This window comes from Halanaerobium hydrogeniformans (assembly GCF_000166415.1).
GTDB classification, from domain to species: Bacteria; Bacillota; Halanaerobiia; order Halanaerobiales; family Halanaerobiaceae; genus Halanaerobium; species Halanaerobium hydrogeniformans.
The window spans coordinates 348,717-374,314 of the sequence record NC_014654.1 but is presented as its reverse complement, the minus strand read 5'-3'; the positions used below and the strand labels follow the sequence as shown (position 1 = coordinate 374,314).

Annotated in this window: 24 protein-coding genes and 1 pseudogene; 5 read left to right on the top strand and 20 right to left on the bottom strand. The window is 35.6% G+C overall.

Annotated features, from left to right (window positions below; all coding sequences use genetic code 11):
• Window positions 1–143 precede the first annotated feature (143 nt).
• Window positions 144–1,964, top strand: coding sequence for a helix-turn-helix domain-containing protein (locus tag HALSA_RS01615; RefSeq protein WP_013404898.1), 1,821 nt, complete (start codon window positions 144–146; stop codon window positions 1,962–1,964).
• A gap of 40 nt (window positions 1,965–2,004) precedes the next feature.
• Window positions 2,005–2,334, top strand: a complete 330-nt coding sequence (locus HALSA_RS12310) for a DUF5684 domain-containing protein (protein WP_013404897.1) — start codon at window positions 2,005–2,007, stop codon at window positions 2,332–2,334.
• A 77-nt stretch (window positions 2,335–2,411) separates the two neighbouring features.
• Here the strand turns inward: HALSA_RS12310 and HALSA_RS01605 are convergent, their stop codons facing one another.
• The 16 genes from HALSA_RS01605 to HALSA_RS01530 form a co-directional block, all read right to left on the bottom strand.
• Window positions 2,412–3,299 carry a fructose bisphosphate aldolase gene (locus HALSA_RS01605; protein ID WP_041595747.1) on the bottom strand — a complete coding sequence of 296 codons (888 nt, stop codon included), beginning with the start codon at window positions 3,297–3,299 and terminating at the stop codon, window positions 2,412–2,414.
• A gap of 113 nt (window positions 3,300–3,412) precedes the next feature.
• Window positions 3,413–4,204 (bottom strand): SDR family oxidoreductase, encoded by a 792-nt coding sequence (locus HALSA_RS01600; RefSeq protein ID WP_013404895.1) that lies wholly within the window; start codon window positions 4,202–4,204, stop codon window positions 3,413–3,415.
• 16 nt (window positions 4,205–4,220) lie between these two features.
• The gene (locus HALSA_RS01595; protein WP_013404894.1) at window positions 4,221–4,757 is read right to left on the bottom strand and encodes a hypothetical protein; all 537 of its coding nucleotides are present in this window, start codon (window positions 4,755–4,757) and stop codon (window positions 4,221–4,223) included.
• A gap of 6 nt (window positions 4,758–4,763) precedes the next feature.
• The gene (locus tag HALSA_RS01590; RefSeq protein ID WP_013404893.1) at window positions 4,764–5,522 is read right to left on the bottom strand and encodes an epoxyqueuosine reductase; all 759 of its coding nucleotides are present in this window, start codon (window positions 5,520–5,522) and stop codon (window positions 4,764–4,766) included.
• A 207-nt stretch (window positions 5,523–5,729) separates the two neighbouring features.
• On the bottom strand, window positions 5,730–6,617 hold the full coding sequence (locus HALSA_RS01585) for a fructose bisphosphate aldolase (protein ID WP_013404892.1): 888 nt from the start codon (window positions 6,615–6,617) through the stop codon (window positions 5,730–5,732).
• 95 nt (window positions 6,618–6,712) lie between these two features.
• On the bottom strand, window positions 6,713–7,939 hold the full coding sequence (locus HALSA_RS01580) for a 6-phosphofructokinase (protein WP_013404891.1): 1,227 nt from the start codon (window positions 7,937–7,939) through the stop codon (window positions 6,713–6,715).
• 155 nt (window positions 7,940–8,094) lie between these two features.
• Window positions 8,095–8,529 (bottom strand): NUDIX domain-containing protein, encoded by a 435-nt coding sequence (locus HALSA_RS01575; RefSeq protein WP_013404890.1) that lies wholly within the window; start codon window positions 8,527–8,529, stop codon window positions 8,095–8,097.
• 211 nt (window positions 8,530–8,740) lie between these two features.
• Window positions 8,741–9,562, bottom strand: a complete 822-nt coding sequence (locus tag HALSA_RS01570; RefSeq protein ID WP_160143043.1) for a nitrilase-related carbon-nitrogen hydrolase — start codon at window positions 9,560–9,562, stop codon at window positions 8,741–8,743.
• Complete coding sequence (locus HALSA_RS01565; protein WP_013404888.1) at window positions 9,555–10,553, bottom strand: ABC transporter ATP-binding protein; 999 nt, start codon at window positions 10,551–10,553, stop codon at window positions 9,555–9,557. The genes HALSA_RS01570 and HALSA_RS01565 overlap by 8 nt, the downstream gene beginning before the upstream one ends.
• A complete protein-coding gene (locus HALSA_RS01560) occupies window positions 10,546–11,574 on the bottom strand; it encodes an ABC transporter ATP-binding protein (protein WP_013404887.1) in 1,029 nt (342 codons plus the stop codon). The genes HALSA_RS01565 and HALSA_RS01560 overlap by 8 nt, the downstream gene beginning before the upstream one ends.
• A 19-nt stretch (window positions 11,575–11,593) precedes the next feature.
• Window positions 11,594–12,451: an ABC transporter permease gene (locus HALSA_RS01555; RefSeq protein ID WP_013404886.1), complete on the bottom strand. Its 858-nt coding sequence runs from the start codon at window positions 12,449–12,451 to the stop codon at window positions 11,594–11,596.
• Window position 12,452: 1 nt separating this feature from the next.
• Window positions 12,453–13,475 carry an ABC transporter permease gene (locus HALSA_RS01550; RefSeq protein WP_013404885.1) on the bottom strand — a complete coding sequence of 341 codons (1,023 nt, stop codon included), beginning with the start codon at window positions 13,473–13,475 and terminating at the stop codon, window positions 12,453–12,455.
• A gap of 133 nt (window positions 13,476–13,608) precedes the next feature.
• Complete coding sequence (locus HALSA_RS01545) at window positions 13,609–15,171, bottom strand: ABC transporter substrate-binding protein (RefSeq protein ID WP_013404884.1); 1,563 nt, start codon at window positions 15,169–15,171, stop codon at window positions 13,609–13,611.
• Window positions 15,172–15,272: 101 nt separating this feature from the next.
• Window positions 15,273–16,193 carry a DUF1177 domain-containing protein gene (locus tag HALSA_RS01540; RefSeq protein ID WP_013404883.1) on the bottom strand — a complete coding sequence of 307 codons (921 nt, stop codon included), beginning with the start codon at window positions 16,191–16,193 and terminating at the stop codon, window positions 15,273–15,275.
• The gene (locus HALSA_RS01535) at window positions 16,190–16,867 is read right to left on the bottom strand and encodes an aspartate/glutamate racemase family protein (RefSeq protein WP_013404882.1); all 678 of its coding nucleotides are present in this window, start codon (window positions 16,865–16,867) and stop codon (window positions 16,190–16,192) included. Before HALSA_RS01535 ends, HALSA_RS01540 begins: the two co-directional genes overlap by 4 nt.
• A gap of 132 nt (window positions 16,868–16,999) precedes the next feature.
• Window positions 17,000–18,631: a PucR family transcriptional regulator gene (locus HALSA_RS01530; protein ID WP_013404881.1), complete on the bottom strand. Its 1,632-nt coding sequence runs from the start codon at window positions 18,629–18,631 to the stop codon at window positions 17,000–17,002.
• Window positions 18,632–18,773: 142 nt separating this feature from the next.
• Here HALSA_RS01530 and HALSA_RS01525 point away from each other — a divergent pair, with 142 nt between their 5' ends.
• Both HALSA_RS01525 and HALSA_RS01520 read left to right on the top strand, forming a co-directional pair.
• On the top strand, window positions 18,774–19,310 hold the full coding sequence (locus tag HALSA_RS01525; RefSeq protein WP_013404880.1) for a nitroreductase family protein: 537 nt from the start codon (window positions 18,774–18,776) through the stop codon (window positions 19,308–19,310).
• Complete coding sequence (locus HALSA_RS01520; RefSeq protein ID WP_013404879.1) at window positions 19,303–19,611, top strand: DUF6092 family protein; 309 nt, start codon at window positions 19,303–19,305, stop codon at window positions 19,609–19,611. The genes HALSA_RS01525 and HALSA_RS01520 overlap by 8 nt, the downstream gene beginning before the upstream one ends.
• 128 nt (window positions 19,612–19,739) lie before the next feature.
• Here HALSA_RS01520 and HALSA_RS01515 read toward each other — a convergent pair.
• Window positions 19,740–21,057: pseudogene (locus HALSA_RS01515) on the bottom strand (RNA-guided endonuclease InsQ/TnpB family protein).
• A gap of 281 nt (window positions 21,058–21,338) precedes the next feature.
• On the opposite strand from HALSA_RS01515, the gene HALSA_RS01510 reads away from it, so the two are divergent.
• Entirely contained in the window at window positions 21,339–22,292 is a 954-nt protein-coding gene (locus tag HALSA_RS01510) for an aminopeptidase (protein ID WP_013404878.1), read from the top strand.
• A 97-nt stretch (window positions 22,293–22,389) separates the two neighbouring features.
• On the opposite strand, the gene HALSA_RS01505 is transcribed toward HALSA_RS01510, so the two are convergent.
• Genes HALSA_RS01505 through HALSA_RS01495 form a run of 3 tightly spaced genes read right to left on the bottom strand, consistent with a single transcriptional unit; the run spans window position 22,390 to window position 25,597 of the window.
• On the bottom strand, window positions 22,390–23,532 hold the full coding sequence (locus tag HALSA_RS01505) for a hypothetical protein (protein ID WP_013404877.1): 1,143 nt from the start codon (window positions 23,530–23,532) through the stop codon (window positions 22,390–22,392).
• 11 nt (window positions 23,533–23,543) lie between these two features.
• Window positions 23,544–24,311, bottom strand: a complete 768-nt coding sequence (locus tag HALSA_RS01500; protein ID WP_013404876.1) for an outer membrane lipoprotein-sorting protein — start codon at window positions 24,309–24,311, stop codon at window positions 23,544–23,546.
• Between the two features lie 17 nt (window positions 24,312–24,328).
• Window positions 24,329–25,597, bottom strand: coding sequence for an ABC transporter permease (locus HALSA_RS01495; RefSeq protein WP_013404875.1), 1,269 nt, complete (start codon window positions 25,595–25,597; stop codon window positions 24,329–24,331).
• Window position 25,598 lies beyond the last annotated feature (1 nt).

Below are 25,598 nucleotides of genomic sequence, written 5' to 3'. Positions count from 1 at the left end.
CATATTGTTTACACCAAAGTTTAACTCAGTTATTAGTTCTAAACATTGAATTTGTCTGAATATAATTATATAATATTTTTAAATCAGAGAAAAATATTTGCAAAAATCTTAATTATTGCTATAGAGAGCAGAGGGAGTTTCTAATGAAGGTGAAAGAAAAAAAACTAATAAAAATGCATTCGCTTTTGGAAACGATAAAACTATTAAACTCCGAAAAAAATGTAGATACAATCTTAAAAACACTGATGAGCAAATCACTTGAACTTACCCCTGGTGGTGATATGGGGGCCATCTTTTTGATGAACGAAAAAAGTGGTTTTCTAGAAGTATATGCTTCTTTTGGAATGGGAGATGCTGTTAAAGATGTACAGTTAAAACCCGGAGAATCGATGACAGGTCAGACATACTCTAAAAAAGAAACAATGTTTTTTAGAGACAGCAAAGCTGTTCAAGAAGCGATGAACAAAATGCGTAACAAAAATAAGCGCCTGGCAATTGAGGCTAGAGTATTAGCCGAAAAAATACAGGGAGCAATCTGCTGTCCACTGATCTATAAAAATGAGGTAATAGGTGTTCTGGTTGTAGATAATACCAGTGACGAATATTCACTTAAAGATGAAGATGTAGAATTTTTAAATGATATTTCCGTCCAGGCGACCATCGCTATCATAAATGCCAGAAATTATAAAAGGCAGCTGCAAACAAATAAAAAGCTGCAAAAATATAACCGGATTATTCAGGAACAAAAAAATAAATATAAATATACAAATAGTCTTCATACAAAATTAACCAATATGATTTTAAGTGGTTCTTCAATTAAAGATATACTACAGGAATTAAAAAACATGATCGGCAAAGATATTTTTATCCTGGATATTTTTTATAATCTGCGCTATCATTCTTTTGCCAAAGATTTTAACTTAAGTAAGATAAGTGATAATATAGCCGAACTGATCCCTTATTTGAGACAAGAAAAAACATTCTATATAAAAAACTCACTAGATATTAACTTTGTAATTTTTCCGATAATCGTTAAAAAAGAAGTTATGGGCTGGTTTTGTGTGGTCAATGAATGCAGAAATAAACTGGATGAACTTGAGACGGTAACAGCCGAAAGAGCAACAACGATCATCGCTTTAGAGCTAATTAAAGAGCAGGAGATCTCAGATATGGAGCAGTCATTGAAGGGAGATTTCCTTGACAGCCTGCTGATCAATAATGATTGTGCTTTCATAAAAAAATCTGCTTTAAGTTATGGTTTTAACTTTGATAAAAGCCATCAGATAATAGTCATCGATTTTTCACTTCAATCAAAAGATGAACAGGAGAGCAAAAAGCTGCTGAAAAAATATTATAATCTAATCAACAAAAAGAGCAAAGAGTTTTTCCCCAACTCGATCGCCCTGATCAAAAGAAATATGATTATTATTATTGTGGAAGAACTGCATGATGAAGCTGAAGAAAAAATCAAAAACTTTAATTTGAAATTAAAAAAATTGTTTTCCCCTATTTTTGCTTTTAAAGAAGATGATTTTTCCTATAAGATGGTAATCAGCAGCTCCTTTAAAAAAATTGATGATTTTAAAGAAACATATTTTCAGGCCTTAAATACCCTACCGATGCTTGAAAGTGAAAAGGATAAAAACTATGCTTTTTATGATCAACAGGAAATCAAAAAATTGCTCAGCAAAAACGAAGCTGAAGAACTAGCAGCTTTTGCCGAAAAAATACTTAAACCACTTAAAAATTACAATAATTCATCTAAAAATGATCTTATCAAAACCCTAAAAGTCTATCTGCAGAGCAACTGCAGCTGGACAACAAGCAAGGAAAAACTGCATATCCATGGAAATACCCTAAGTTATCGCTTAAACAGGATCAAGGAAATTTTAAATATTGACTTTGATGATTATAATGACCGCTTAAAACTACAGTTGGCTTTTGAAATTGAGGATATTATTTAGTTTTTAATTAATCAGGCTTTATTTAAGGAGTTGAAAAATTGTGAATGAAGAACTTATCCGCCTCTCATATTATCTTTTTGGAACCATCTGCATCTGGCTTCTATTTATCGAAGCAGGTGAAAAGGGCTGGAAATCTCTAATCCCAATCTATAATATCTATATCATCATAAAAATTACCGATAAACCGACCTGGTGGCTAATCTTACTCTTTATCCCCATCGCCAATGTGATAATTGGGCTGATATTATTTGTCACTTTTATCAAAAAGTTCAATCAGCCTGCCTGGCATGCAATTTTGATGCTGTTTTTGCCCCATTTCTATGTTTTCTATATAGCTTTTAGCGAAAAAATAGTCTACAAGGATCTTTAACAAATGGATCAATAATTTTAAAATCCCCTGCTTAAAAAACAGGGGATTTAGTAATTATAATTCTACTTAAGTTTTAATTAAGTTATTGAAGCCTGATATATTTTATCAACCGCATCTTTTAAGACCTCATCAAATTCTTCATCACTCTGCTCAACCTGTAGATCCTGGAGCAGCGCTCTTGAGAAACTGGCGATTAAACCGTGATTTTCACTTAGTTTATCAACAGCTTCCTGCTGACTGTAACCACCAGAAAGAGCTACAACTCTTAGTACCTGTGGATGTTCTATTAATTCTGTATAAAAATCAGGTTGATCTGGAATTGAAAGTTTGAACATGAAAATTTTATCTGATTCAAGTTTTTCCAGCTGTTTTAAAATCTCATCTTTTAAGATTTCTTCAGCTTCTGCTTTATCATCGATATCGATATTAACCTCTGGTTCTAAGATGGGAATAAATCCAGCCTCAACTATTCTTTTACCATATTCAAACTGCTGCTCAACTATTTTTTTAATGCCTTTTGGGTTTGCACTATGGATAACAGAGCGCATCTTGGTACCGAAAATATTGTTTTCTTTCGCTCTTTCGAGCAGCTGATCTAGCTCGGTCATCTCTTTCATCAGTTGAACCCCATCTTCAGTTTCCTCTTTACCCTGGTCTACTTTAAGGAAGGGAATAACACCTTTTTCTTCCCAGAGATAATCTCCGGTCGGCATTCCTTCCATAGAGCGTTCCATGGTTTCTTTAAACAAAATTGCTCCCAGTATTTTTTTGGAAGTAAAAGCAGGACTGCTTATTACCCGTGTCCGCATTTGATGAATAAGATCAAACATCTCTTCTTCACCTTCATATTCATCTTCTGATATTCCATAACCTTCAAGAGCACCGGGTGTACTACCACCACTCTGATCAAGAGCTGCAATAAATCCTCTACCATTCATCATAAATTCGAACTGTTTTTTATTCATTAATATACACCCCATTTGTTAATATTTCTCAAATTAATATTCTAATTTTCATTATATAATTATCCAGACAAAATTACAAACACTATTAAGAATTTTTATCATTTGTTAAATTTTTAAAGATTAGAAGCACTGGAACCTCCATCAATCACGATCGAGCTACCATTAATATAGCTTGATTTTGGCGAAGATAAAAATGCTATCAAATCACCTAACTCAGCAGGTGATCCTATTTTTTGCAGAGGTATGTTTTTTCTTTTTGAATCTAAAGCTTGCTCATAACTCTGGAACTTACCATCTGCAATCTGTTTTTCAAAAAGATCCTGAACCCTTTTAGTTTCATGAAAACCGGACAAAACAGCATTAGCCCTAAGCTCTGGTGCCAACTCTTTTGAGAGGGTTTTCATTAAACCTATCACAGCCATTCTAACAGAATTTGAGAGTACCAGGTCATTAATCGCCTCTTTAACACTGATTGAGGTGATATTTACTATTGTTCCCCCACCATCTTTTTTTAGATAGGGAAATGCTTCTTTAACAAGTCTTACAACACTCATCAATAAGAGGTCAAATGCATAATACCAGTCTTCTTCCTCAGAGTCCAGAAAAGAAAGAGAAGGTGGTCCACCAGCTGAAGTAACAAGGTGGTCAATTCTCCCGTATTCATCAACTGCTGTCTGCACAATTTTTTTAAGATCTTCTTTTTTGGTGATATCACCCTGAACTGCAATTACTCTACCAGCCTGAAGTTTTTTTAACTCATCTGCACTTTCTTGAAGCCGCTTTTCATCCCTACCGTTGATTATCACACTGACTCCTTCTTTAAGCAGTGATTCTGCTGCTGCCTTACCCAGGCCACTGCTTGAGGCGATAACTATTGCTGAATTGCCGCTGATTGCTAAATCCATGCTCTCACACTCCCTTTTAGTGTAGGTTTCCTTCTCGATGAACAACATCATAGGCAAATAGTGCATAGCCAACTTGTGCTGAATTATACTTAGATTCTGCCGCCATTTTGCGAACAATATCGATTATCTTTAGATAATCATCTGCTTTAAAACTTTCTTTTTCCTTTTCAAAGTAGCCTAGCCTCCAGAGTGTTGCCCAGACCCTTGTATCGATTACACAGTGGTTTTCAGGATCTAATGAGGTTAAAATTGCTGAAGCAGTTGGAATCCCAATTCCCATTAAACTGCTGTATAAAGCCAGTCTGGCAAAGGTATCATCAATCTGATAGGCTATCCCGGTTAACTTTTCCACCCTGTCTTCTGGATTCTTTTTAACATGATAGGAACTTCTGGTAGAATTTAAATGGGCCAGCTCATAAAGTTCTTCCCGACTCAGATAAGACTTCTGATGATATTTTTCGCCCAGTTCAGCAAGGGCTCCTGGGTAAAGGCCTGAGGTATTATCATATTCTTTTAAGTATTTTTCATAATCTATTGTTTTAATTATTTTCACTCCTTTTTAAAGTGGTGCTCTAAAAGAACAGGGTAGACCAACCGAACATTTTCCACAGACATCTGTTAGACCCAGCTCTGAAAAAAATTGATCATTTTTCAAAAGCTGCTCATAACACTTAAAACGGGCAAAAGAATCTACCTTCAGTGAATCATTAACACAGTTGTCAACACACTTTTGACAGTTTTCCCCCGCCTTATTTAAGCAAAGTTCTTTATCTATCGGCTGTGATGGCTCTATTTTTAAATCAGTGATCAGGGTTCCTACTCGACCTGCACATCCCTTCTCGGTAATCAACATATTGTTGATGCCAAATTTAGCTAATCCTGCAGCATAAGCAGCATGGCGGTGAGACCAGTCACTAATCAAACGTTCTTTATCAAAGTGATGGGTAGCTGGAATGCTGCTTACCTGCCAGCCTTTTTCAGCCAGTTTTTTCTTTAGATGCTGATTTAAATCTGCAATTAACTGGTTTGTTTCTACATAAGCAACCGCCCATTCTCTTGAGCTGTATTCTCCAGTTAAATTAGAATTAACAATTTCTTTGCTAAAAGGTATAAAATAGGCTAAAACAGTTTTTGCACCAGATAGTATATCTTCCGGTAAAACATGACTGGGACTGATGATTTTTTTAAAATCTTCAAATAAAGGGTCATCTGCTGCTGCAAATTCAAGCAGTGGTTCTCTCCAGGAACTTTTAATATCTGAGTCACTTTGATATTCTGAAATATATTCTTTGACTATTTTCTTTAGCTTGTTTTTCAATATTTATCCCCCATTTATATCGCTTAAATAATTTCAAATCTCTAGCTTAGCTAAAATTTCAATTAGATTATATCATATGAAAGGGAAAGTCTAAACTTAACTTAACACTTTTTACAACCTTTATCTACTTATGAGTAAACAAAAAGAAAGCCTGACAAAATGTCAGGCAATAATTTGAGCGATCCAGCTATTTATTTCTTTAAATTTTTAAGTTATTGAAGCTTGATAAATCTCCATTACTGCATCCTTCATCGCTATATTGAACTGTTCATCTGTTTGCTCAACATGGAGATCCTGCAGTAGTGCCCTGGAAAAACTAGCTATCATTTTGTTATTATTAGCGAGTTTAGTTGTTGCCTCATCTCTGCTGTAACCTCCAGATAAAGCAGCTACCCTTAAAACATTAGGGTCTTCGATCAATTCCTGATAAAAATCAGCTTCTTCAGGTAGGGTAAGTTTAAACATGATTATCTCGTCATCATCTAGTTCCGCCAGATTTTTGATTATCTCTTCTTTCATTATCTTTTCACATTCAGCTTTATCTTCACTGTGAATATTGATTTCAGGCTCCAAAATTGGAACAAAACCAGCTGCAGCTATTTTTTTACCGTACTCAAACTGCTGTGCAACTATTTCTTTAATCCCAGCTTGATTTGCTTCATGGATTACAGAACGCATTTTTGTAGCAAAAACATTGTGCTTTTCGGCCTCTTTGAGCAAATCATCGAGCTCTGTCATCTTCTTCATCAGCTGAACACCGTTTTTTATTTCTTCTTTACCCTCGTCAACTTTCAAAATGGGAACTATTCCTTTATCTTCCCAGAGATAATCTGCTGTATATTTTCCTTCCATCTTGTTTCGCATAGTGTGTTTGAAAAGAATTGCCCCTATAATATAGCCAGAACTAAAGACAGGGCTCGTAATAACTCTTGTCCGCATTTGATGAATAAGCTCGAACATCTCGTCTCTGTTCTCATATTCAGATTCTGGAATTCCATAACCTTCTAAAGCACCGGGAGTACTACCACCACTCTGATCTAAAGCCGCAATAAAACCATCCTCATTTTTCATTACTTCAAACTGCTTTTTATTCATAAATACCCCCCTTTGACTAAATCCCCCAAAGTTTTGCTTGTCTTATTTACATTATATTAAAGATCAGGCTTAATTACAAACTTCACAATTTGCATTTATTGCCCAGTTTCCAGTTCTGAAAATACAGGTAATGAGTTCTCTGTCTCCATATCTATATCACCTTGAATTAAGGGTAAAACATAATCTTTAAATCCTTCTGTTACCCCATTATGATCTTCATTAATCCATTTATCAGGCACTAATTTTACCTGATTGGCTACTTTCTCAGCCTCAACTTTTATTATCTCTACCTGGTAGGGATCATTGGAGATTCTTTTAATTGCTGTCATTTTACCGGTTTCACCAGCCAGAGCAGCTTTTACAGCTTCTGCACCAACCTGATAGGCTTCCACTATATCTCTACCAGAAGCACAGTGGGCTGCTGCCCTCTGCATAACATCAAACTTGATTGCCTTAACCCGATTACAGAGATTCTCTTTTATAATAGGTTTTAAAGTATAAGCTGCTCCACCAAGTTTTTTATGCCCAAACTGATCATGGGCGGTACTTTTACCTGCCGAAATATATTCTCCATTTTTATCTTTGATACCCTCTGATACAACGACTGTTATCGCCTTCTGTTCTTTCATTTTCTTTTCAACATCTGCAAAGAACTTATCGATGCTAAATACTGCCTCAGGTAGATAGATAAAATCTGGAGCATATAATTTTTCGTTGGCTGCTAAAATACTTGCAGCTGCCAGCCAGCCACTACTGCGGCCCATTGTTTCGATGATATGAACGTTTTTAAGATCATAGACCCTGCTGTCTCTGGCAATTTCCATAACGGAAGTTGCAATATATTTGGCTGCACTACCAAAGCCAGGACAGTGGTCTGTTATTACTATATCATTATCAATTGTTTTGGGGATACCCATTATCCTAACATCAATTCCTTTTTCTTCAGCATAACTGGTCAACTTTGCTACAGTATCCATCGAATCATTACCACCAACATAAAACACATAAGCTATTTGATGCTCTTCTAAAAAGTTAAAAAACTTAATATAATCCTCTTCATTTTCATCATAATGATCGATCTTATACCTGGAAGTACCGATTACGGTAGATGGGGTGTTCTGTAATAATTCTAATTCCTTTTCACTTTTTTCTGTAAGATCAAAATATTTCCCTGCTAGAAGACCCTGCAAACCGAACCTCATCGCATAAATCCTATCTAAATCTGCTGATTTTTTTACCTGGTCGAGAATACCTCTATAACTGGAATTAATTACTGCTGTAGGTCCACCTGATTGTCCAAGCAAACAATTTCTTTTTTTCATAATCATCCCTCCACTGCTGATTTTATAATTTTAAAGCAATAAAGTCTTAAGACGGAGTTTAAACCTACACCAATTTAATTTTGCTCTTATTATTATAATTAATGATTTGAAAATAATTTCCTTTAATTAATTTAATATTTTAATTATTTTGTTAATTAATAACCGTAAAATATAGAGGTCTTATGGGCCGGATCATTTTTATCCCGAAGCTCAATTAATAATGAATTAACAAATTGACCTAGATCATATTTCTCTATTTCATTTAAATCCACCCACTCATAGAGGTCGGCTTCATCATTTAAAGTTACCTGATAAGAATCGGTCCTACAGAGATAATCGATAAATATAAAATGCTTATCCAGGTCTTTACTCTGCAGGCTATCTTTGAGGCTAAGCAGCTCTATTGAATGAACATCCAGCCCGGTTTCTTCTTTTACCTCTCTTATTAAAGCTTCCTCCATCCCCTCTCCCAGTTCAACATGACCACCTGGTATTATATATTTATTATTCCATTTTGTTGAACGACAGATTAACACCTCATCATCAGGGTTTAAAATAACCGCTCCAACCACCACTTCTGGATACTGCATAAAATCAACTCCTTTAATTTAATCACAACTTCTTATTATATAATTAATTATTTACTTTCTAAATCCTTTTTTCCTGCTAGAAATCTTTTTAAAATTATTTGCTTTAAAAAAGAAAAAACCCGACAGAGCCGGGTTTTGATGTTCTTATATCATTATCCAGTTTTGAGATCTTAACCCATCAACATTAATGCTCTAAAACTCTAAGCTATGCTTAGCTCAGATCCTCATCTAAATCTTTTCTTCTTGCAAATAAATACTGATAATAATCTCTGGCTTTTTCAACTTCTTCAAGGTCTATCTCAGTGATTAGTACCTCTTCATTTCCCTGAGAGGCGCTGGCTGTAATCTGACCATGGGGATTTACAACCCTGCTTCCCCCGAATAAATAGAGGTCTTCCTCCGAACCAACCCTGTTAACCCCACATAAAAATAAATTGTTTTCTAAAGCCCGCTGTCTGGTGTTTAAATCCCAGATACCTATATCCTGAATTCTCCAGGCTGAAGGCACAAATAATATTTTTGCTCCCTGTAGGGCCATTTTTCTTGCTGCTTCCGGAAAACCTAGATCATAACAAATTATGATCCCGAATTTTACTCCCTCAAGTTCAAAAATATGATAACTTTCTCCGGAGTTATAAAATCTCTTTTCATGTAAAAAAAGATGGGCTTTATCATATCTACCGATGATTTCCCCCTGTCTGTTGATAACTAAGGCGGTATTGTATATATCTCCATTTTCCTCTTTTAAAGATAGGGGTAAAATTATATTTATTTTTTGCTCTTTGGCAAAATTACAAAAATATTTTAAATAATCATCATCTAGCCCAACACTTAAATCATAAATATCGTTTCCCATAAGTTCAAGATTATAGCCGGTAGTAGCAAGCTCAGGTAGACAGACAATATCAGCCCCCTCGGCCTTTGCATTACCTAGATGTTCTAAAATTTTATCTTTGTTATACTTTAAATTGCCTAATTCACATTTTAACTGGACAAGTGCAAGTTTTAGTTTTCTTTGCTTAATTTTACTCACCCCTTTTGGCATATAGATGACATCTAACAAAATGACCGGGAGCTATTTCTATAAATTCCGGTTCAAGCTGACTACATTTGGCAAAAGCCTTATCACAACGATTATGAAAACTGCATCCATCCGGTATATTACTTGGGTTCGGAATCTCACCCTCTACCTCTGTATCCTTTGGCTTGAGTTTTTCTTCTGCTTCAGATACAACCGGTATCGCACTTAATAATGTTCTAGTATAAGGATGAGATGGATTATTATATAAACTTTCATTGTCGGCTAATTCACATGCCTGACCTAAATACATAACCATTACCTGATCGGCTATATTCCTCATTAAACTTAGATCATGGGTAATAAAAAGGTAGGATAGCTCCATGTTTTTTCTTAGTTCATTTAAGATTTTAATAACCTTAGCCTGAACCGAAACATCAAGGGCAGAAGTGGGTTCATCTAAAACTATAAATTCAGGATCACAGGCTAAAACCCTGGCGATTGAGACCCGCTGTTTTTGTCCACCACTTAAAGAACGAGGAAATTTATTTATATTACCGGGTGATAATTCAACCATCTTAATCAGTTTTTTAATCTCTCTATCCAAATTTTTTCTTCCCTTAATCTTTCTATATTTTTTTAAGGGAACTTCTAAGATCTGTCTAACTGTCCGCCTTGGATTTAAAGAAGAAGTTGGATCCTGAAAAACCATCTGAATTCCATCCCGATATTTTTTTGTCTCTTTTTCCTGTAAAGCAATTTGGTCGATCCGCTCTGATTTATAATAAATCTTACCAGAAGTTGGTTTATATAGACCGACAATACAGTTACCTACCGTACTTTTGCCTGAACCTGATTCTCCCACCAGACCAAAAATCTCACCCTTATTGATAGAAAAACTGACATCATTTACAGCCTTAATGATTTTATTTTTTTTAATAAAAACGCCTTTTTCAAGCACAAAGTGTTTTTTGAGATTTTCAACCTCTAAGATCTTTTCAGCCATTGTTTTCTTCCTTTCCCGGCAGATTAAAACAGGCTACAAAATGTCCATCCTCTTCTGCTTTGAGTTCCGGTCTCTGCAGTTTGCATTTCTCGATCCTGTAACTGCAGCGTGGTTCAAAACGACAGCCTTCCCCTACTTCAAAATAATTGGGAACGGTTCCTTCTATTCCACTTCCGACTCCTTCAGCCGTTAATTTTGGTACAGAGTCCAGTAGTCCTCTCGTGTAAGGATGGAGGGGATTTGAAAATATTTTTTCGGTTGCTGCACTTTCCACAATATTACCTCCATACATAATATAGACCTTATCTGTATTTTCTCTAACTAAACCCAGATTATGGGTGATCATCAATGTTGCCAGTCCTTTTTTCCTGATCAGATCATCAAGCAATTTAACGATCTGCTTTTGAGTTGTAACATCAAGAGCTGTACCAGGTTCATCAGCAATTAAGAGGCTGGGCTGACTGGCAAGAGCCATTGCGATCAATACTCGCTGTCTCATCCCACCACTTAATTGAAAAGGATAGCTGTTAAGGATCCTTTCACTATCAGAAAGTCTTACCTCATTTAAAGTTTTTTCTATCAGGGCTTTAAGTTCTGCTTTTTTCTTTTTGCTTTTCTTTTTAAAAAGAGAAAATCCATTGCTTTGAGGATAGTAATTCCACCAGATGTTTTCCATCATCTGCTTTTCAACCGTAAATACCGGGTTCAATGAGGTCATCGGGTCCTGAAAAATCATAACCATCTCTTTACCGGTTATCTTTTTTCTTATTGCATCATTAGCCTTCAGTATTTCCTGACCCTTATATTTTATCTTACCTGATACCTTTATTCTTTTTTCCGGCAGCAGACCCATAATAGTTTTAACAGTTAGGGATTTACCACAACCACTTTCTCCAACCAGTCCTACCCTTTCACCGGCTGAAATATTTAAGCTAACCCCGTTTAATACTTTAGCCCTACCGGCATATCTTTCAAATTCTATATAAAGATCTTTAACTTCCATCAAATAATTATTTGGCAAAAAAGACACATCCTTTGCTTTACAATTCTACATCAAGCATATCCTTTAACCCATCTCCCAGCCAGTTGAAACCAAAAACCAATAAAAGGATGGCTAAAGCCGGAAAAACGGTCATCCACCAGTCTGTTGGCAGGTGATAAGTCCCCTGAGCAATCATAGTTCCCAACGCTGGTCTCGGTGGTTGAGCTCCCAGCCCTAAAAAGCTGAGTCCTGCCCCAAGCTGGATGATAAAAGCTATATCAAGGGTTACCTTGACCAGAATTTCAGAGATGCAGTTAGGTAATATTTCTTTAAACATAATATGAAGGTGGCCAACCCCCATCAACTTCAAAGATTTAATAAAATTTTCATTTCTAATCGAAACAACAATCGACCTGACAAGTCTAGTATACCAGGTCCACCAGATAGCTCCAAGGGCTATCATCATATTTCTTAAATTCGGAGTTAAAACAGCACTAATAGAGAGAGCCATCACCAGAGGTGGTATGCTGAGCATCATGTCGGTAAATCTCAAGATTACCATTTCTACCGTGCCACCAAAATAGCCTGCTGTCAGACCGAGAATGGTCCCGATCGGTACCCCAATCAAAAGCACTATCGCAGATAAAAGGAGGGAAAAGCGAAAGCCAAAGATTACCCTTGTAAATACATCTCTTCCCACATCATCGGTACCAAAAATATTGCTCCGACTGGGACTCTGAAAAGTATTTCTAAAATCAATTTGGGCCCCTCTATGACCTGGATAAGGTGTTAAATATGGTGCAAAAATAGCCAGAATTATGATCGTAAGTACTATAATAAGACCGATAACAGAGGTCTTATTCTGCGAAAATCTATACCAGTTTTCTTTTAATTTCTCATTTTTTAGCAAAGACATCTTAATCCTCCTCTGATAATCTGACCCTGGGATCAAGTAGACCCATCAGCAGATCTATAATAAAGTTGGTAGCTAAAAAAACTGCTCCGATAAGCAGTACAACACCCATCAGGGCATTAAAATCAACCTGAAGAAGGGCATTGATACCATATCTAGCTACTCCCGGCCAGGAAAAAACCTGTTCTATTAAAAAGGCATTGCCCAATAATGAGGCAAAGGTCATCCCGATAATGTTTAAACTGGGGATAAAGGCTGGTTTTAGCATATAAACGAAGTTTATTATTCCATCTGGTACTCCATAAGAATGCATGACAGAAATATAATCTTTACTGCCAACCTCAAGCATGCTGGCCCTTGTGATTCTAGAAACCTGGCCGATACCAGGCATCGATAGGGCAAGAGAAGGTAAAAGAATATGGCGCAGAGAATTAAAAAAGACCTGAAATTCTCCCTGCAGCAAAGCATCAAAGCTAAGCATACCACTGATTCGGGGGGGAGCTGTTAAAGCAGAACTTAAACGGCCTGTAATCGGCATGATGTTTAAAGCATAACCAAATATTAATTGAAAAGCCAGACCGATAATAAAAGCAGGGGCTACCACGGCGGAAAAAGAAAGAGTTTTAAAAAAGTTATCAATTTTGCTGTCTTTTTTTGCTGCCGAAATAACTCCCATCGGAACACCGATTATTACTACCCAGATAATGGTATAAATTATAAGTTCAAGTGTTGCCGGGAAATATAATCTTAAATCTACCAAAACATTTCTTCTAGAAATCAGGGATATACCAAAGTCTCCCCTGAATAAATTACCGATATACATAAAATACTGTTCTACTAAAGAAAGGTTAAGCCCCATCGACTGTCTTAAAGCTTCAACCTGTTCTCGGGTTGCATGTGGTCCCAGGGCCATTCTTGCCGGATCACCAGGTATAACCCTGGAAATAATAAATATGATCACAGAAAGCCCAAAAAGAACCACCAGTGAATAGATTAATCTTTTTAATATATATTCAATATATTTCATTGCCTAGCCTCCCAAAATAATTGGAGATAAAAAAACAAAATATAATCTACTGACCACTAAGGCCAGTAGATTATATCATTTATTAATAAAAATTGAAAGCCAGATTCAATTCTCATTTAATTAGTAATTTGATTTAATCTGCAATGCTCATTTTATAGAAGTCATATTCAAAAGACATTACTGGTACAAATTTAAAACCTTCAAGATAATCCTGCAGGGCATATCTTTTCAGTAATGAATAGACATATATACTGGGTGCTTGATCTACTAGTTTATCTTGTATTTCGTGGTATATTGCTTCTCTTTCTTCTCGATCCATTGTCCTTCTGGCTTCCAAAATTAATTCATCAATTTCTTCATCCTCCAGCCACTCCATGGACATCCAGGTTCCAGAAGCTGAAGAATGGTAAGCGGTAAATAAATAGTTATCAGGGTCTGGATAATTGGCAGCACTATAGATATTTGTTATATGAGGTGTTGTTTCTACTGAGGAAGCTAAATCTGTTATTCTACCCCAGGTTTCAGAGCTGATGTTAAGTTCTATACCTATTTCTTCTAAATCTTGCTTGAACATCAGACCCAGTCGACGCTGCCTTTCCATACCTTCTACATAAACAAAATCAATTGAGATTTCACCGGGTTCATAATCACTTTTTGCCAGTTCTTCTCTAGCTTTCTCAAGATCAAATTCATACTGGAAAACATCCGGATTATGACCTGGTATAACCTGTGGTACTGGCCCCTGTGCCTGTTCTGTTCCAGGACTTATTAACTCATTAAAGGTTTCATAATCAAAAGCCCAGGAAAGTGCCCTTCTAACATGGATATCATCAACAGGTGCTTTTTGGGTATTCATTTTAAGATAAAAGATTTCTCCAGTTTGAGCGGTTTCAATGTTTACCCCATCCAGGCTTTCCATCCTGCCATAACTTTCTACCTCTCGGTAGTGGTCAGCTATCGTCAGGTTACCGGTTCTCATTTCTGAAAGTACAGTTGAATCAGAATAGATAATCCGGGCTCTAACCTCATCTACAGGATTTTCATGCCAGCCTCTAAAATAATCTTCAAATCTTTCAAAAACCAATTCGGTTCCCCTGTCCCAACTTTTAAATCTATAAGGACCTGAACCAGCATCATTTTCTAAGAGCCAGTCCTGACCATAGTCTCCATCTACTTCATTTTCCATGAGCTGTTCTTTGTTTAAAATAGCAAGCCAGGGTAATGTTGAAATAAAAGGAGCATATGGTTCCTGCATTTTAACCTCTACCGTATATTGATCAGCTGCCTGAACGTCTTCCACTACATCAGACCAGAGCCAGGAATAACCCTGTCCCAAATCAAGCATCCTTTCAAAAGAAAACACTACATCCTCTGCAGTTAACTCCCTGCCATCGTGAAATTTAATCCCTTCATTTAAGTAAAATGTATAGTTCATTCCATCATCACTATAATCCCATTCTCTAGCAACAAGGGGAGCCATAGTACCATCAGGATTTGGAATTACAAGTGAATCATACATATTAAGAATTGCCATCGCTTCTGTCCAATCAGTGGTTTTAGAAGGATCGATCGTATCAATATCCTGATTCATGCTCATGCTCACAATATTTCTTTGAGCACTTACAAAGCCTGCCGAAAAAATCAAAATAGACAAGATAAAAACAAATGTCAGCATCAAGGTACTCTTTCTACTCATTTTCTTCCTCCTCGGTTTTTTAATGGATAAAATAACAATAAATAATTTTGTTTTTTGCAAAGAATTTAGTTATTGAAGATTACCACTTCCCTTAAAATATTTTATTTGATCCCAACTGTTTGAAACTGCTTTAAATCACCATAAAGTTTGATCAACTTTTTATATTCTTTTTCATCAAAAAAACTGCATTTTTTCTCTGTAAAACATTTAGCAGTTTCTATTACAAACCTACCTGCACTTTCTATATCAGAAAAATTACTTGCCCCACTGGCACAGCCAGCAACAGGCATATCGGTTGTAATCGCTACTCCCACAACAGGTGCTGCTGTAGCTACGGCAGGCTGAAAAATACTGTTTATATGAAATAATCCATTGCTATATGGTGTTATATCCTGCTGGGTCACAGGTAATACATAAGCTTTTTTCCCGGTAACCGTTTCCATGATTGATAAAAGGTCCTCACTGACCTTCAATATATAGCCTTCTTTGATGGTCGGAGAAATCGCAAAACCATTGTTGTTTAAAACTCTGTTGCCCTTTGTTGTATCAATAGACAAAATTGCATCCATTTCTTCACAGACTTCATGTTTGTTCATGGCCTCCATGTCGATTGGTGAATCCATAAAAGGAACTGGCTCGTGTTCTCTGGTCGGTGCATCTGGACAAATATGGGTTGTCAGTACCACATCACCCTGGAGTTGATCACCTCGTTTTTTCATTCTGGCAAGTTTTAAAGCAGCTGCCAGAGTTGTTAAAGCTCCATCTCCATCAGAAACAAAACCTTTAATTTCTGGTCTGGCACCTATACCACCCAGTCGGCCCACGATCCCTAAAACCGGAGCATTTTTCGTTGCCCCCTCAATGGTTATCTTTAATCCATCGGTGGTACCTTTTTCTCCTTCTATATTGGTAACTTCTACCTTGTCAGCACCATTATCCCTTAAATAATCTGCGAGCTCTTTACCACTGGCATCTGCTCTGTCTAAGAGATCATAAATATCGATTACTTCTTTTAAAATCATGTCTTTTCCTCCCTAAATTCTTTAGCTTCAGCAGCCCGCAGCTCTTTTTTTAAAAACAAGGCTCCTGTAACTAAGGGATCTATAACAGGAAGTTCAAAACTTTTTTCCAGATGATCTGTTATCTCCATCGACGACATACCAGTACAGGCTAGGATAACTGCTGATGCTTGCTTGTGAATGTTTTTTACTGCTTTGATTAATTCTATTTTTCCTTTTGGAGTATTTAATTGATTGGTTGTTTTAGCATTTTTAAGGAGCTGATAATCTACTAAATTATCTCCTAAAATTCCAACAATTTCGTCAATTTTAAATTTGCCCATTCCTACTACAGCTACCTTATCAGTTAAATTTAAGGCAAAACGAGCTGAGCTGGCACCGGTCCCACAGACGGGAATATCCAAAAACTGCTCTAATTCAGCAACAGCTGGATCTGCAGCACAACTAATTAATACTGCATCAACCTCATTTTTTATCTGCTCAACCAGTTTGATAATTTTAGGGATAGATTTTTGATGTGATTTAAAATCATGCACCCCTTCTTTTTGATCAGGTATCGTAAAAGTTACAAAGTTAAATTGGGGATAGTGCCTTTTTAAGATTAGAGCATGCTTGTTCCTCTCCATTGCATTGTCTAAAGTTACCACCCTGATTACAGCAATCGTTTTTTGCAGCATTTAAAATCAACTCTTTTTTGATTTGTGATTTTATGTTTAAATATTCTTAATAATAATTTTACCACAGCAGAGCAGCAAATTATATGTGCATTTATCAAAACTTTTCAGATAATTACTATGCACTATGCACAATTAAAGCATCTGTTTAACCTTAAAAGCTAGATATAGGTTTAACCAGTTCTCACTATTTTGCAGATCTACATCCAGCAATTTGGCAATTTTTTTAATCCGATAATCAAGGGTGTTACGGTGGATGTTGAGCTTTCTAGCTGCTTCCCTTTTATTATTAAAAGAGCTCAATAGAGCTTCGATGGTTTTTAAAAGATCACTGTTCTCGTCTTTCAGCAGTGGCCCAAGCATCTCTTTGTTGAATTCGCTTAAACACTCCCTGTTATCTAATTTTACCAGGACCTTAAAAATACCAAGATCATCATAGTGAAAAAGATTGCTCTCTTTATTAATTTTTTTACCCATCTCGATTGCCTGTCTGGCCTGCTGATAACTTTTTCGAATACCATCTAAACCCTGATAATGTCCTCCAAAGCCTACGAATAGTTTTATGCTGGCTATTTCTTTTTCGATTTCAGCTGCTATATTTTCAGCAAATGCAAGACTTTTTGCTTTTCTATTTTCCTGATCAAGCTTGGCACAATTATAAAAAACAATAAAAGAGGAGCTCTTATTGATCACGATCAGGTCTTTGTGTTCATACAGTAAGCGTCTTCTGATTATCCGCTTGATCTTATCCTGAATATCTTTGATCTGATATTCCTGTCTTTCTTCTAGATCCCGGTAGTAACTTTCAAAATCATCTATTTCAAAAACTATTACCAGATAATTTTTTTCTAAATCCCAGTTCAAATTTAAGGCTCGATTTATTATTATTTCTTCAGAATTATAATTTTTCTGGATTAAATCATTAAAAAGGTCAATTTTAAGCCTTTTTTCCACTTCATTTTTTTCTTTTTCTTTCAGCATCTCAAGTGCAATAACTGTTGCTGCATGTTGTAAAGCCCGATAATCTATCTTCTCTATATTCCTGTTCTGACCTGAAAATATGGAAACATATCCTAATATATTACCTGAAACCTTAACCGGAGTAATCAACCTGAATTGACCTTCTAATTTGATCAAATTTATATTTTCTTTTAAAAGCATTTTTTTTAATTCCGTTTCTGGAATATATATTTCATTTTCCAGGAGATTTTCTTTATCACCAACAAAAACCAACTTTTTTTGTTCTCTATCCTGGATTAAAACAGATTTATCGATCAGCTTATATAAGGTCTGGGCCAGATGATCTAAACCACCCCCACTTAAAACAACATCTGTTAAATCCTGATGGATCTTTTCTGAGTGTTTTAATAAATAGGTTTTTTTATCTAAAAGCATACTACTTAAAGGCAGTAGTATATCCACATAAGATTTATCCTGGGGAAGTTCGATGATTGGATAATTAAGCTCATTGGCGGTTTTGATAATTATTTCGGGAATCTCCGAAAAATAACGGCCTTTTTTGATACATAAAGCAGCACTTTCTTTTGCAGCCAGAGTTTGAACAAGCTCTTTTTGAGACTGCAGGTCATCTTTAAAAGAATAACCGGTGGTTAGATAAAAACCACCTTCATTTATCCAGTTAATTACATCAGGGACCTCAATGATATCAACATATTTTATCTCTTTTTCTAAGGCAGATATTCCAGCAAGCAATCTGGCCCCTTCCATAAAATCGCATTTTAAAATAGCCTCAACTGTCAGGTTCAAATCAAACACCTCCTAAATTATTATATCAGAAATTTAGGTATTAAGAAAAGATATTAGAAAATAATTAATATTTAAATTTCATTGGACAAAACTTATTATCTGCTGTAGAATTAAATTAGTAAAATTCAAAAGAGGTGATATAGTGGGAGAGCTTTTAAATCTAATAAAAAAACGCAGAAGTATAAGAAATTTCCGTAATGATAAAATACCAAGAGATGACCTAAGCGAACTAATAGAAGCTGCTATATGGGCTCCTTCTGGAGGTAATATTCAATCATGGAGGTTTATCGTTGTTGATGATGATATTTTACTAGAAAAGATTGATGCTTTTAGTCCAGGCCTGTCTGGAAATCCACCTGCTTTAATAATTCTCTGTTATGATAAAAACTTGGCCTATCAAAAGGGAGGTAAATTTGGTAGAGATATTTTAAGCAGAATGGATATTTCTATGGCTGCCCAGAACATCATGCTTTTAGCTGCAGAAAAAGACCTTGCCAGTTGTCCGGTAAAATCATTTAATAGAGGTGCTTTAATCGAATTATTAAAACTGCCTGATAAAATTGAACCCGAGTTATTGATCTCGGTGGGGCATTCTTTTGTTGAACCACCTCCACCAAAAAGGGATAAACTTGAAAAAATATCTTATTTTAATCATTGGGGTGAAGAAGATAATGAGTGAACTAAGTCAAAAAGAAGTTTTAAAGTTAATTTCTCATATGACTACCAGTGCTAGAGGATTGATCGATGAGCCAAAAAGTTATGGACCTTTTCGCCTTATCGACTCAACGATCAAATTATATCAAACTCTAGAAAAGGCAGATGTAATAAAAGAAAAGAATGAAACAGATTTAGACGAGATTATTTCAGAACTTGATGAGATAAAAAGGGAATGTCTAGCAGAAGATTGTCAAGAAGATTGTGCAGAAAATTTAGATAGTATTATCAACAAACTTGTTGTTGAATTAAATAAAGAAATGTGAACCTCTCCACCTAAATCAAAACCAAGATTTAGAGGGAGCTTCTAACTGCTTCATATAGATTAAAGTTCAACCTATATTACTAGGTCAGTTTACAAGATGTTTGGCTTTTAAGTTTTGCTCCTAATAGTTTAGGATACCCTTAATCTTGAAGGATTGTCCACAAATCCATTATCTCTCGCCTCTTTGATAGGTCTGAGAATACATTTATCGTTATGATATTTACGAAGTATATTAAAACTACCATTCTGATCAGCATTAATTAATAGGCCCGCGTTAGTTTTAAAGAGACCTCTAGTAATTCTTCTGGATTTATCATAGTTACTTTTATTTATTTTTTCCAGATCTACTGAATAGCGGCCAAATCGAATACGGTCATACTAAAGCTTACCTTGCGTAATTAAAATTAAAAGCTTTAGTACACCCAGAAGTATAGCTTTCATCAATTTCAACAACTTTGATACCTTTTAGTTTAGCTTTGTATTCAATTAATTTTTTTAATCTCTGAATCGGTATTTGGACAAAAGATTTAAGTTTGCTGCATTGTTTAATATTTTTTATATCTCCGATTACAATAGTTTCTACTTGATTTTCAATTGCTAAATCAACTATTTTGCAACTAGCTTTATGGAGATAATCTCTAATATAATTTTTTCTCTTTAATCTCAGATATTTTATTCGTTTAGTATCTCTAATTTTACTGGTAGCTAACTGCCTCATTCTAATGCTTTGTAGTCTGGCAATTTCTTTATTAAAATAAGAATTTTTGGATTTAATAGTTTTACCATTGATAATATAACAATCAGAATTGTTTTTAAATGTTAAAGTAGCCAAATTATCAAGACCTAGATCAACTGCCATTATGTTAGATTTCTTACTTTCTTTTGCCTCTTTAACTTTGTAGATAATTAAGAGATACCATCTTTTAGAAATACGGTCCTGCTTAATCTTTATCTGCTGGACAGCATCTAAATCTATAATGCTTTGAACTGCTTCAGGCAGCTCAAAATTAAGAGCCTTCACATTATATTTAGATTGTATCTTTTTAGATAAGGATAAGAGTAATTTGTTATCTTTAATTCTAACAGCTAAATTGGTAAAAATTATTTCACAGGGATTACTGTTCATATGTTTAAAATTAGGTGACCCTGGCTGACCCTTATATTTTTGAGGATTCTTTTTATAATCTTTGAGAGAATAAAAAAAACTTTTCCAGTCCTTAGCTAACTGCTTTAATGCCTGTTGTCTGTTATGGGAGTGAAGGTAGTCATTATGCCAGTTATTTTTATATCTAGTTTCTAATTCAGTATAGACAGCTTTTACATCTTTATTATTTTTAATCTGATAATTGACTGTATTATATAATTTAGAGCAATGCCAGGCTAATTCATTAATTATTACTAATTGCTTATGGCTTAATTTAGGCTTGAATTTAAATGATAATCGCATTGACTTTTCACCTCCATCCTACTATAATTATATCATACATATGTTTGCTTGTAAAAGAAAAATGGAGGTTTGATTTTTATGGATAGAGACTTAAATAACAATTATCATTCTGTTTATAGTCTACAATATCATTATTGTATCTTCTGGTGATGCTGCTATTGAGACAATTAAAAAGTATATTGAAAATCAGAATAAATAGCCAATTCATCTCCACCCAATGCATAGCTTGGATGGAGTTTTCTTGGCAGTTTCAGATAAATAATCAATGAGGGAGAGATTCTATGTCAGTGGAAGAAGCAAGTAAAACGGTTGTTAACGATTGTCTGCAGATTAAAAAAGGAGAAGATGTTTTAGTTATTGTTGATCCAAAATCTGTAGCCGTGGGAGAAAGCCTTTTAGAGGCCTGCCTGGAAGTTAATGCAGAAGCAGCTCTAATCAAAATGATCGAAAGAACAACCCATGGGGAAGAACCACCAAAATTTGTGGCTGCAGCCATGAAAAATGCAGATGTTGTTCTAGCTCCAACAACTAAATCTTTATCCCATACCCAGGCCAGAATAGAAGCCTGTAAAAATGGCGCCCGAATAGCTACTATGCCAGGTATAACAGAAGATATGATGATCAGAACCCTTGGAGCAGATTATGATAAAATCAGTAATTTAAGCAAAAAATTTGCTGCTAAATTAGATCAAAGCAAAGAAGTAAAAATCACTACTGCAAAGGGAACAGAACTCAGCTTTTCTATTGCAGGCCGCAAAGCTACAGCAGATACTGGTATTATAGTTAACAAAGGAGAGTACGGCAATCTCCCGGCAGGTGAAGCTTTTACAGCTCCTGTTGAAGGTAGTGCAAATGGCACACTTGTCATAGATGGTGCTATAGCAGGTATTAATGATATGGATGAAGATATTGTAGTTACCATCAAGGATGGTCTTGTAAAAAAAATAGAAGGTGGAAAAGCAGCAGCTGAAATAAGAGAGCTTTTAAGTTCTGCCGATGACGAAAATGTCTACAATATTGCTGAACTGGGAATTGGAACGAATGAGGAAGCCCAGCTTTCAAGCAGCCTGCTTGAAGCAGAAAAGGTATTTGGCACTGTTCACATAGCTTTTGGTGATAATGCTTCAATGGGTGGAAATGTAGAAGCAGCTATCCACATCGATGGAGTTATCTTAGAACCGAACCTTTATTTAGATGGTGAAGCTGTAATTGAAAAAGGTAAACATCTAATTTAAAAATAATGATTAAAGATTTGAATTTATTTAAAGACATTGCCCGGAAGCTCTTCAGTTGAATGGAGAGCAAAAGGACAATGTCTTTTTTGTTCCAATATTAAAAATAATAACTGAGGGTTGAAGAAATTCCATAGAGGTAATCATCTTCTTCATTTTTAGCTAGATTTCCGTCAAATCTTATTTCAAAGCCTCCCCCTAGTTCACTTGTATAATAAGAACCGAGAAGCTTTCTATTGTCCTGGCTTTCTCCCATAAATATAACACCAAGCTTAGAAAAATGATCTAGTTGAACTGAGAGATCAATCAGCAAAAAATCTCTATTATCAAATAGTGCGGCTGCAAGACCTTCTGCTGTACTGCTATCTCCACCTAATTCCTCTGCACCACCAATATCCAGCCCTGCTAGATAAGCTGCACTCAAATTATCTCTTAAAAACCTATAATATTCAGCCTGCAAAAAGACCTGTCTTCTTCTAAGATCACCGATCATCCAGCTGTAATCAATCCCAAATTGGAGCATAATATCATCTGTATCAGAAGAAGAAAAATAACCCAGTGAGCCGTAAGTTCCCAGATCTCTTATGTCTCTATTATAGCTCATCCCTGCTCTCAACAAATTATCGTTATTTTCATCATTTTCATTTTCTATGTCTGAAATCGGTTGATAACTGGCCTGAAAGCTTAAATCATAGCCAGATCCAGGCAGTCGCAATCTGGCACCATAACCAAGTTCTTCCCAATCATCAACATTAAGTTCAGAAAAAGAAGTAACCAGCTGTAAACTCCTACCCTGACCTAAAGAATGATGATAGCGAAAGCCATCAATACCTGGCTCGATAGTATCGCTGGCCAGATCATCTATTCCAAGGCCATAATCCAGGAGATTAATTATAGCTCCATATGACCAGGAAACCGGCTGACGACCGATGGTTAAATTCTTATTATCCTTTCGATGACGAAGATATAAATATTTTATCTCAAGTTCAGCCTGCCCATCATCATCAAGTGAAGACTGCAGAACAAAGCGGGGTTCAAAATTAGAATAATCAGCAAAGAAAAATTCTACTTCACTCCTGCCGCTGAGAGAAAGTTCTACAGAATCATCATAAAACAAAGAGCTTTCAAGTTCTAATTTACCTCCCAGCTCAACTGCTGCTGTTTTATCTGCAAAGAAGAGAAAAGTTATTATTAAAAAGAGTGTCAAAAGCAATTTATAATTGTTTTTTAATTTAAAAAACATTTCAACACCTCTCACTGTAGTTCTTCTAGAGAAATTTTACCTTCTGGAATATCATAATCAAATTCTAATTCTAATACTTTTAAAGTAGTCTGACTTTCTTCTTTTAACTTATCATTCATAACAGCTATGACCGGGAACCAGCGTCCGGATTCAAATTCTTTTAACTCTTTTACATCTAATTCTTTAATCATCCTTCCACCAGTGCTGTAATATTCATCACGCAGGATTACAAAACGTTCTTTGTCAACCCAGATCTTCCTCTCATAATAAGAGACATCTTTATCTTCACGAGCAAGACCGGAAATAATATATGCTTCTCTGGAATTGATCTCTTCTATACCTTCTAATTCAAAATTATATAGTTCGCTCAGCCTCTGTGATTCAAGTGCATCCTCATAGGAAAAATCACTGCCCATCATACCTTCTCTCATCATATGACCAGAAATCCTGACCAAATCTTCAGCATCCGGAAAATACATCCAGAGGTCATCATCTAATTTCAGGTATCTAGTACCCCTATCCCTGGGATTAGTAAATTCGGTTAAATTATTATGACCTTCAATAAAGGAAAACATCTCTTTGACGATCTCTCTACCACGGTCTTCAATTATCATTTCGGCTTCCATTCTACCTGATTCTATATATTCATTTTCATCAACTCTCTGCATTATTTGCTCAGCGCTTAGCTCTTCAGCTGCTACATTAAAAGAAAAACTAAAGAGCAATGGCAAAAATAGAATTAGAGAAATAAAAAGATATAAATTTAATTTTTTAATCACATTGAAACCCTCCTTAATTATTCATCAATATAATGTAATGCATCTACAGGGTCCATTTTTGCAGCTTTATAGGCAGGGAACAGACAGGCTAAAGTAACCACAACTACTCCAAGCACAAAACTTATAAGCAAATTCTCAAAATTAAAAATAAGATAAAAAACAGGTTCTACAAGGACATCTAATTCTTTCATAGCATCTGCAAATACATCTACATATATACCTTCAATAGAATAATAAAATGTTATTATTCCACCACCAATCACACCCATCAAACTGCCGATTACTCCCATAAAAGAACCTTCATAAACAAATATTTTCATTATTTCTTTTTCTTTTAAACCAAGGGCAGCCATCATCCCAATTTCAGAAGTTCTTTCTCTAATAATCATATTTAAACTGCTGGTCACTACTATTGTACCAAGCAATATAAATAACACATAAACTAGATTCATCAAATTACCTACTTCATTATATATTTCTATTAATGGATCAGCCTTATTCCAGATGACCGATGTATAGTTTTCAGCATTTTTTTCGCTTAGAAGTGTATTTATATCAGTTTGCAGCCGTTCTGCCTCTTGAGCATCAGCAGCAAAGACCAGTAATTCAGTTGCTTCATTTTCCATCCACAACATATCCTGAGCTGTGCTTAAGGGTAGATAAAAGAAATTGTCATCTAACTGTACGACTCCCGATTCTCTTACACCTACAATCTTAAAGCTGCGCCCCCTTAATGATTGATAGGCATCAGCAAAGGAAAAAGTTACCCTATCACCTAAATCAGCATTTAATTTTTCCATTAATCCACTACCTACATATATTTCATTATCTGATTCAGGCATTCTTCCTTCTTTAAGATCTGCTTTTAAGGCCCCATATTCATTTTCCGCAGCAGTATCAATTCCCACTCCAGACATCCTGATTAATCTATCATCAATACTGGCCATAGCTCCAAAACGAATCCTTGGCAGAACATGTTCTACCCGATCAAGGGTCTTGATTTCAGAGATCATCTCACTTTTTCCCGCTCCAGCAAAACCATCTACAGTATATTCAAGAGGTAATAAAGCTTCTCTAATTTGATACTCCTCTTCTGTTATCCTAACATGGCCAAAACTATTATCTATATATGTTTGAAAATTTGATTCGGTAAACCCCAGCATCAAGCCTCTGGCAAAGATTACGATCATCACAACTGCAGTAATTGCCAGAACTGAAACAAAGGTTCTCACCTTATTACGGCTTAGATTACGCCAGGCAACTTTTAATAAATAGATTATTCTCACC

Coding starts and splice junctions, on each gene's coding strand:
- HALSA_RS01505 (WP_013404877.1), bottom strand. CDS start 23,532: ATGTTTTTTAAATTAAAAAACAATTATAAATTGCTTTTGACACTCTTT.
- HALSA_RS01535 (WP_013404882.1), bottom strand. CDS start 16,867: ATGCTGCAAAAAACGATTGCTGTAATCAGGGTGGTAACTTTAGACAAT.
- HALSA_RS01580 (WP_013404891.1), bottom strand. CDS start 7,939: ATGAAAAAAAGAAATTGTTTGCTTGGACAATCAGGTGGACCTACAGCA.
- HALSA_RS01520 (WP_013404879.1), top strand. CDS start 19,303: ATGAGTGAACTAAGTCAAAAAGAAGTTTTAAAGTTAATTTCTCATATG.
- HALSA_RS01555 (WP_013404886.1), bottom strand. CDS start 12,451: ATGTCTTTGCTAAAAAATGAGAAATTAAAAGAAAACTGGTATAGATTT.
- HALSA_RS01510 (WP_013404878.1), top strand. CDS start 21,339: ATGTCAGTGGAAGAAGCAAGTAAAACGGTTGTTAACGATTGTCTGCAG.
- HALSA_RS01550 (WP_013404885.1), bottom strand. CDS start 13,475: ATGAAATATATTGAATATATATTAAAAAGATTAATCTATTCACTGGTG.
- HALSA_RS01585 (WP_013404892.1), bottom strand. CDS start 6,617: ATGAATAAAAAGCAGTTTGAAGTAATGAAAAATGAGGATGGTTTTATT.
- HALSA_RS01545 (WP_013404884.1), bottom strand. CDS start 15,171: ATGAGTAGAAAGAGTACCTTGATGCTGACATTTGTTTTTATCTTGTCT.
- HALSA_RS01605 (WP_041595747.1), bottom strand. CDS start 3,299: ATGAATAAAAAACAGTTCGAATTTATGATGAATGGTAGAGGATTTATT.
- HALSA_RS01540 (WP_013404883.1), bottom strand. CDS start 16,193: ATGATTTTAAAAGAAGTAATCGATATTTATGATCTCTTAGACAGAGCA.
- HALSA_RS01575 (WP_013404890.1), bottom strand. CDS start 8,529: ATGCAGTATCCAGAAGTGGTGGTTGGAGCGGTTATTTTAAACCCTGAT.
- HALSA_RS01565 (WP_013404888.1), bottom strand. CDS start 10,553: ATGGCTGAAAAGATCTTAGAGGTTGAAAATCTCAAAAAACACTTTGTG.
- HALSA_RS01600 (WP_013404895.1), bottom strand. CDS start 4,204: ATGGATTTAGCAATCAGCGGCAATTCAGCAATAGTTATCGCCTCAAGC.
- HALSA_RS01615 (WP_013404898.1), top strand. CDS start 144: ATGAAGGTGAAAGAAAAAAAACTAATAAAAATGCATTCGCTTTTGGAA.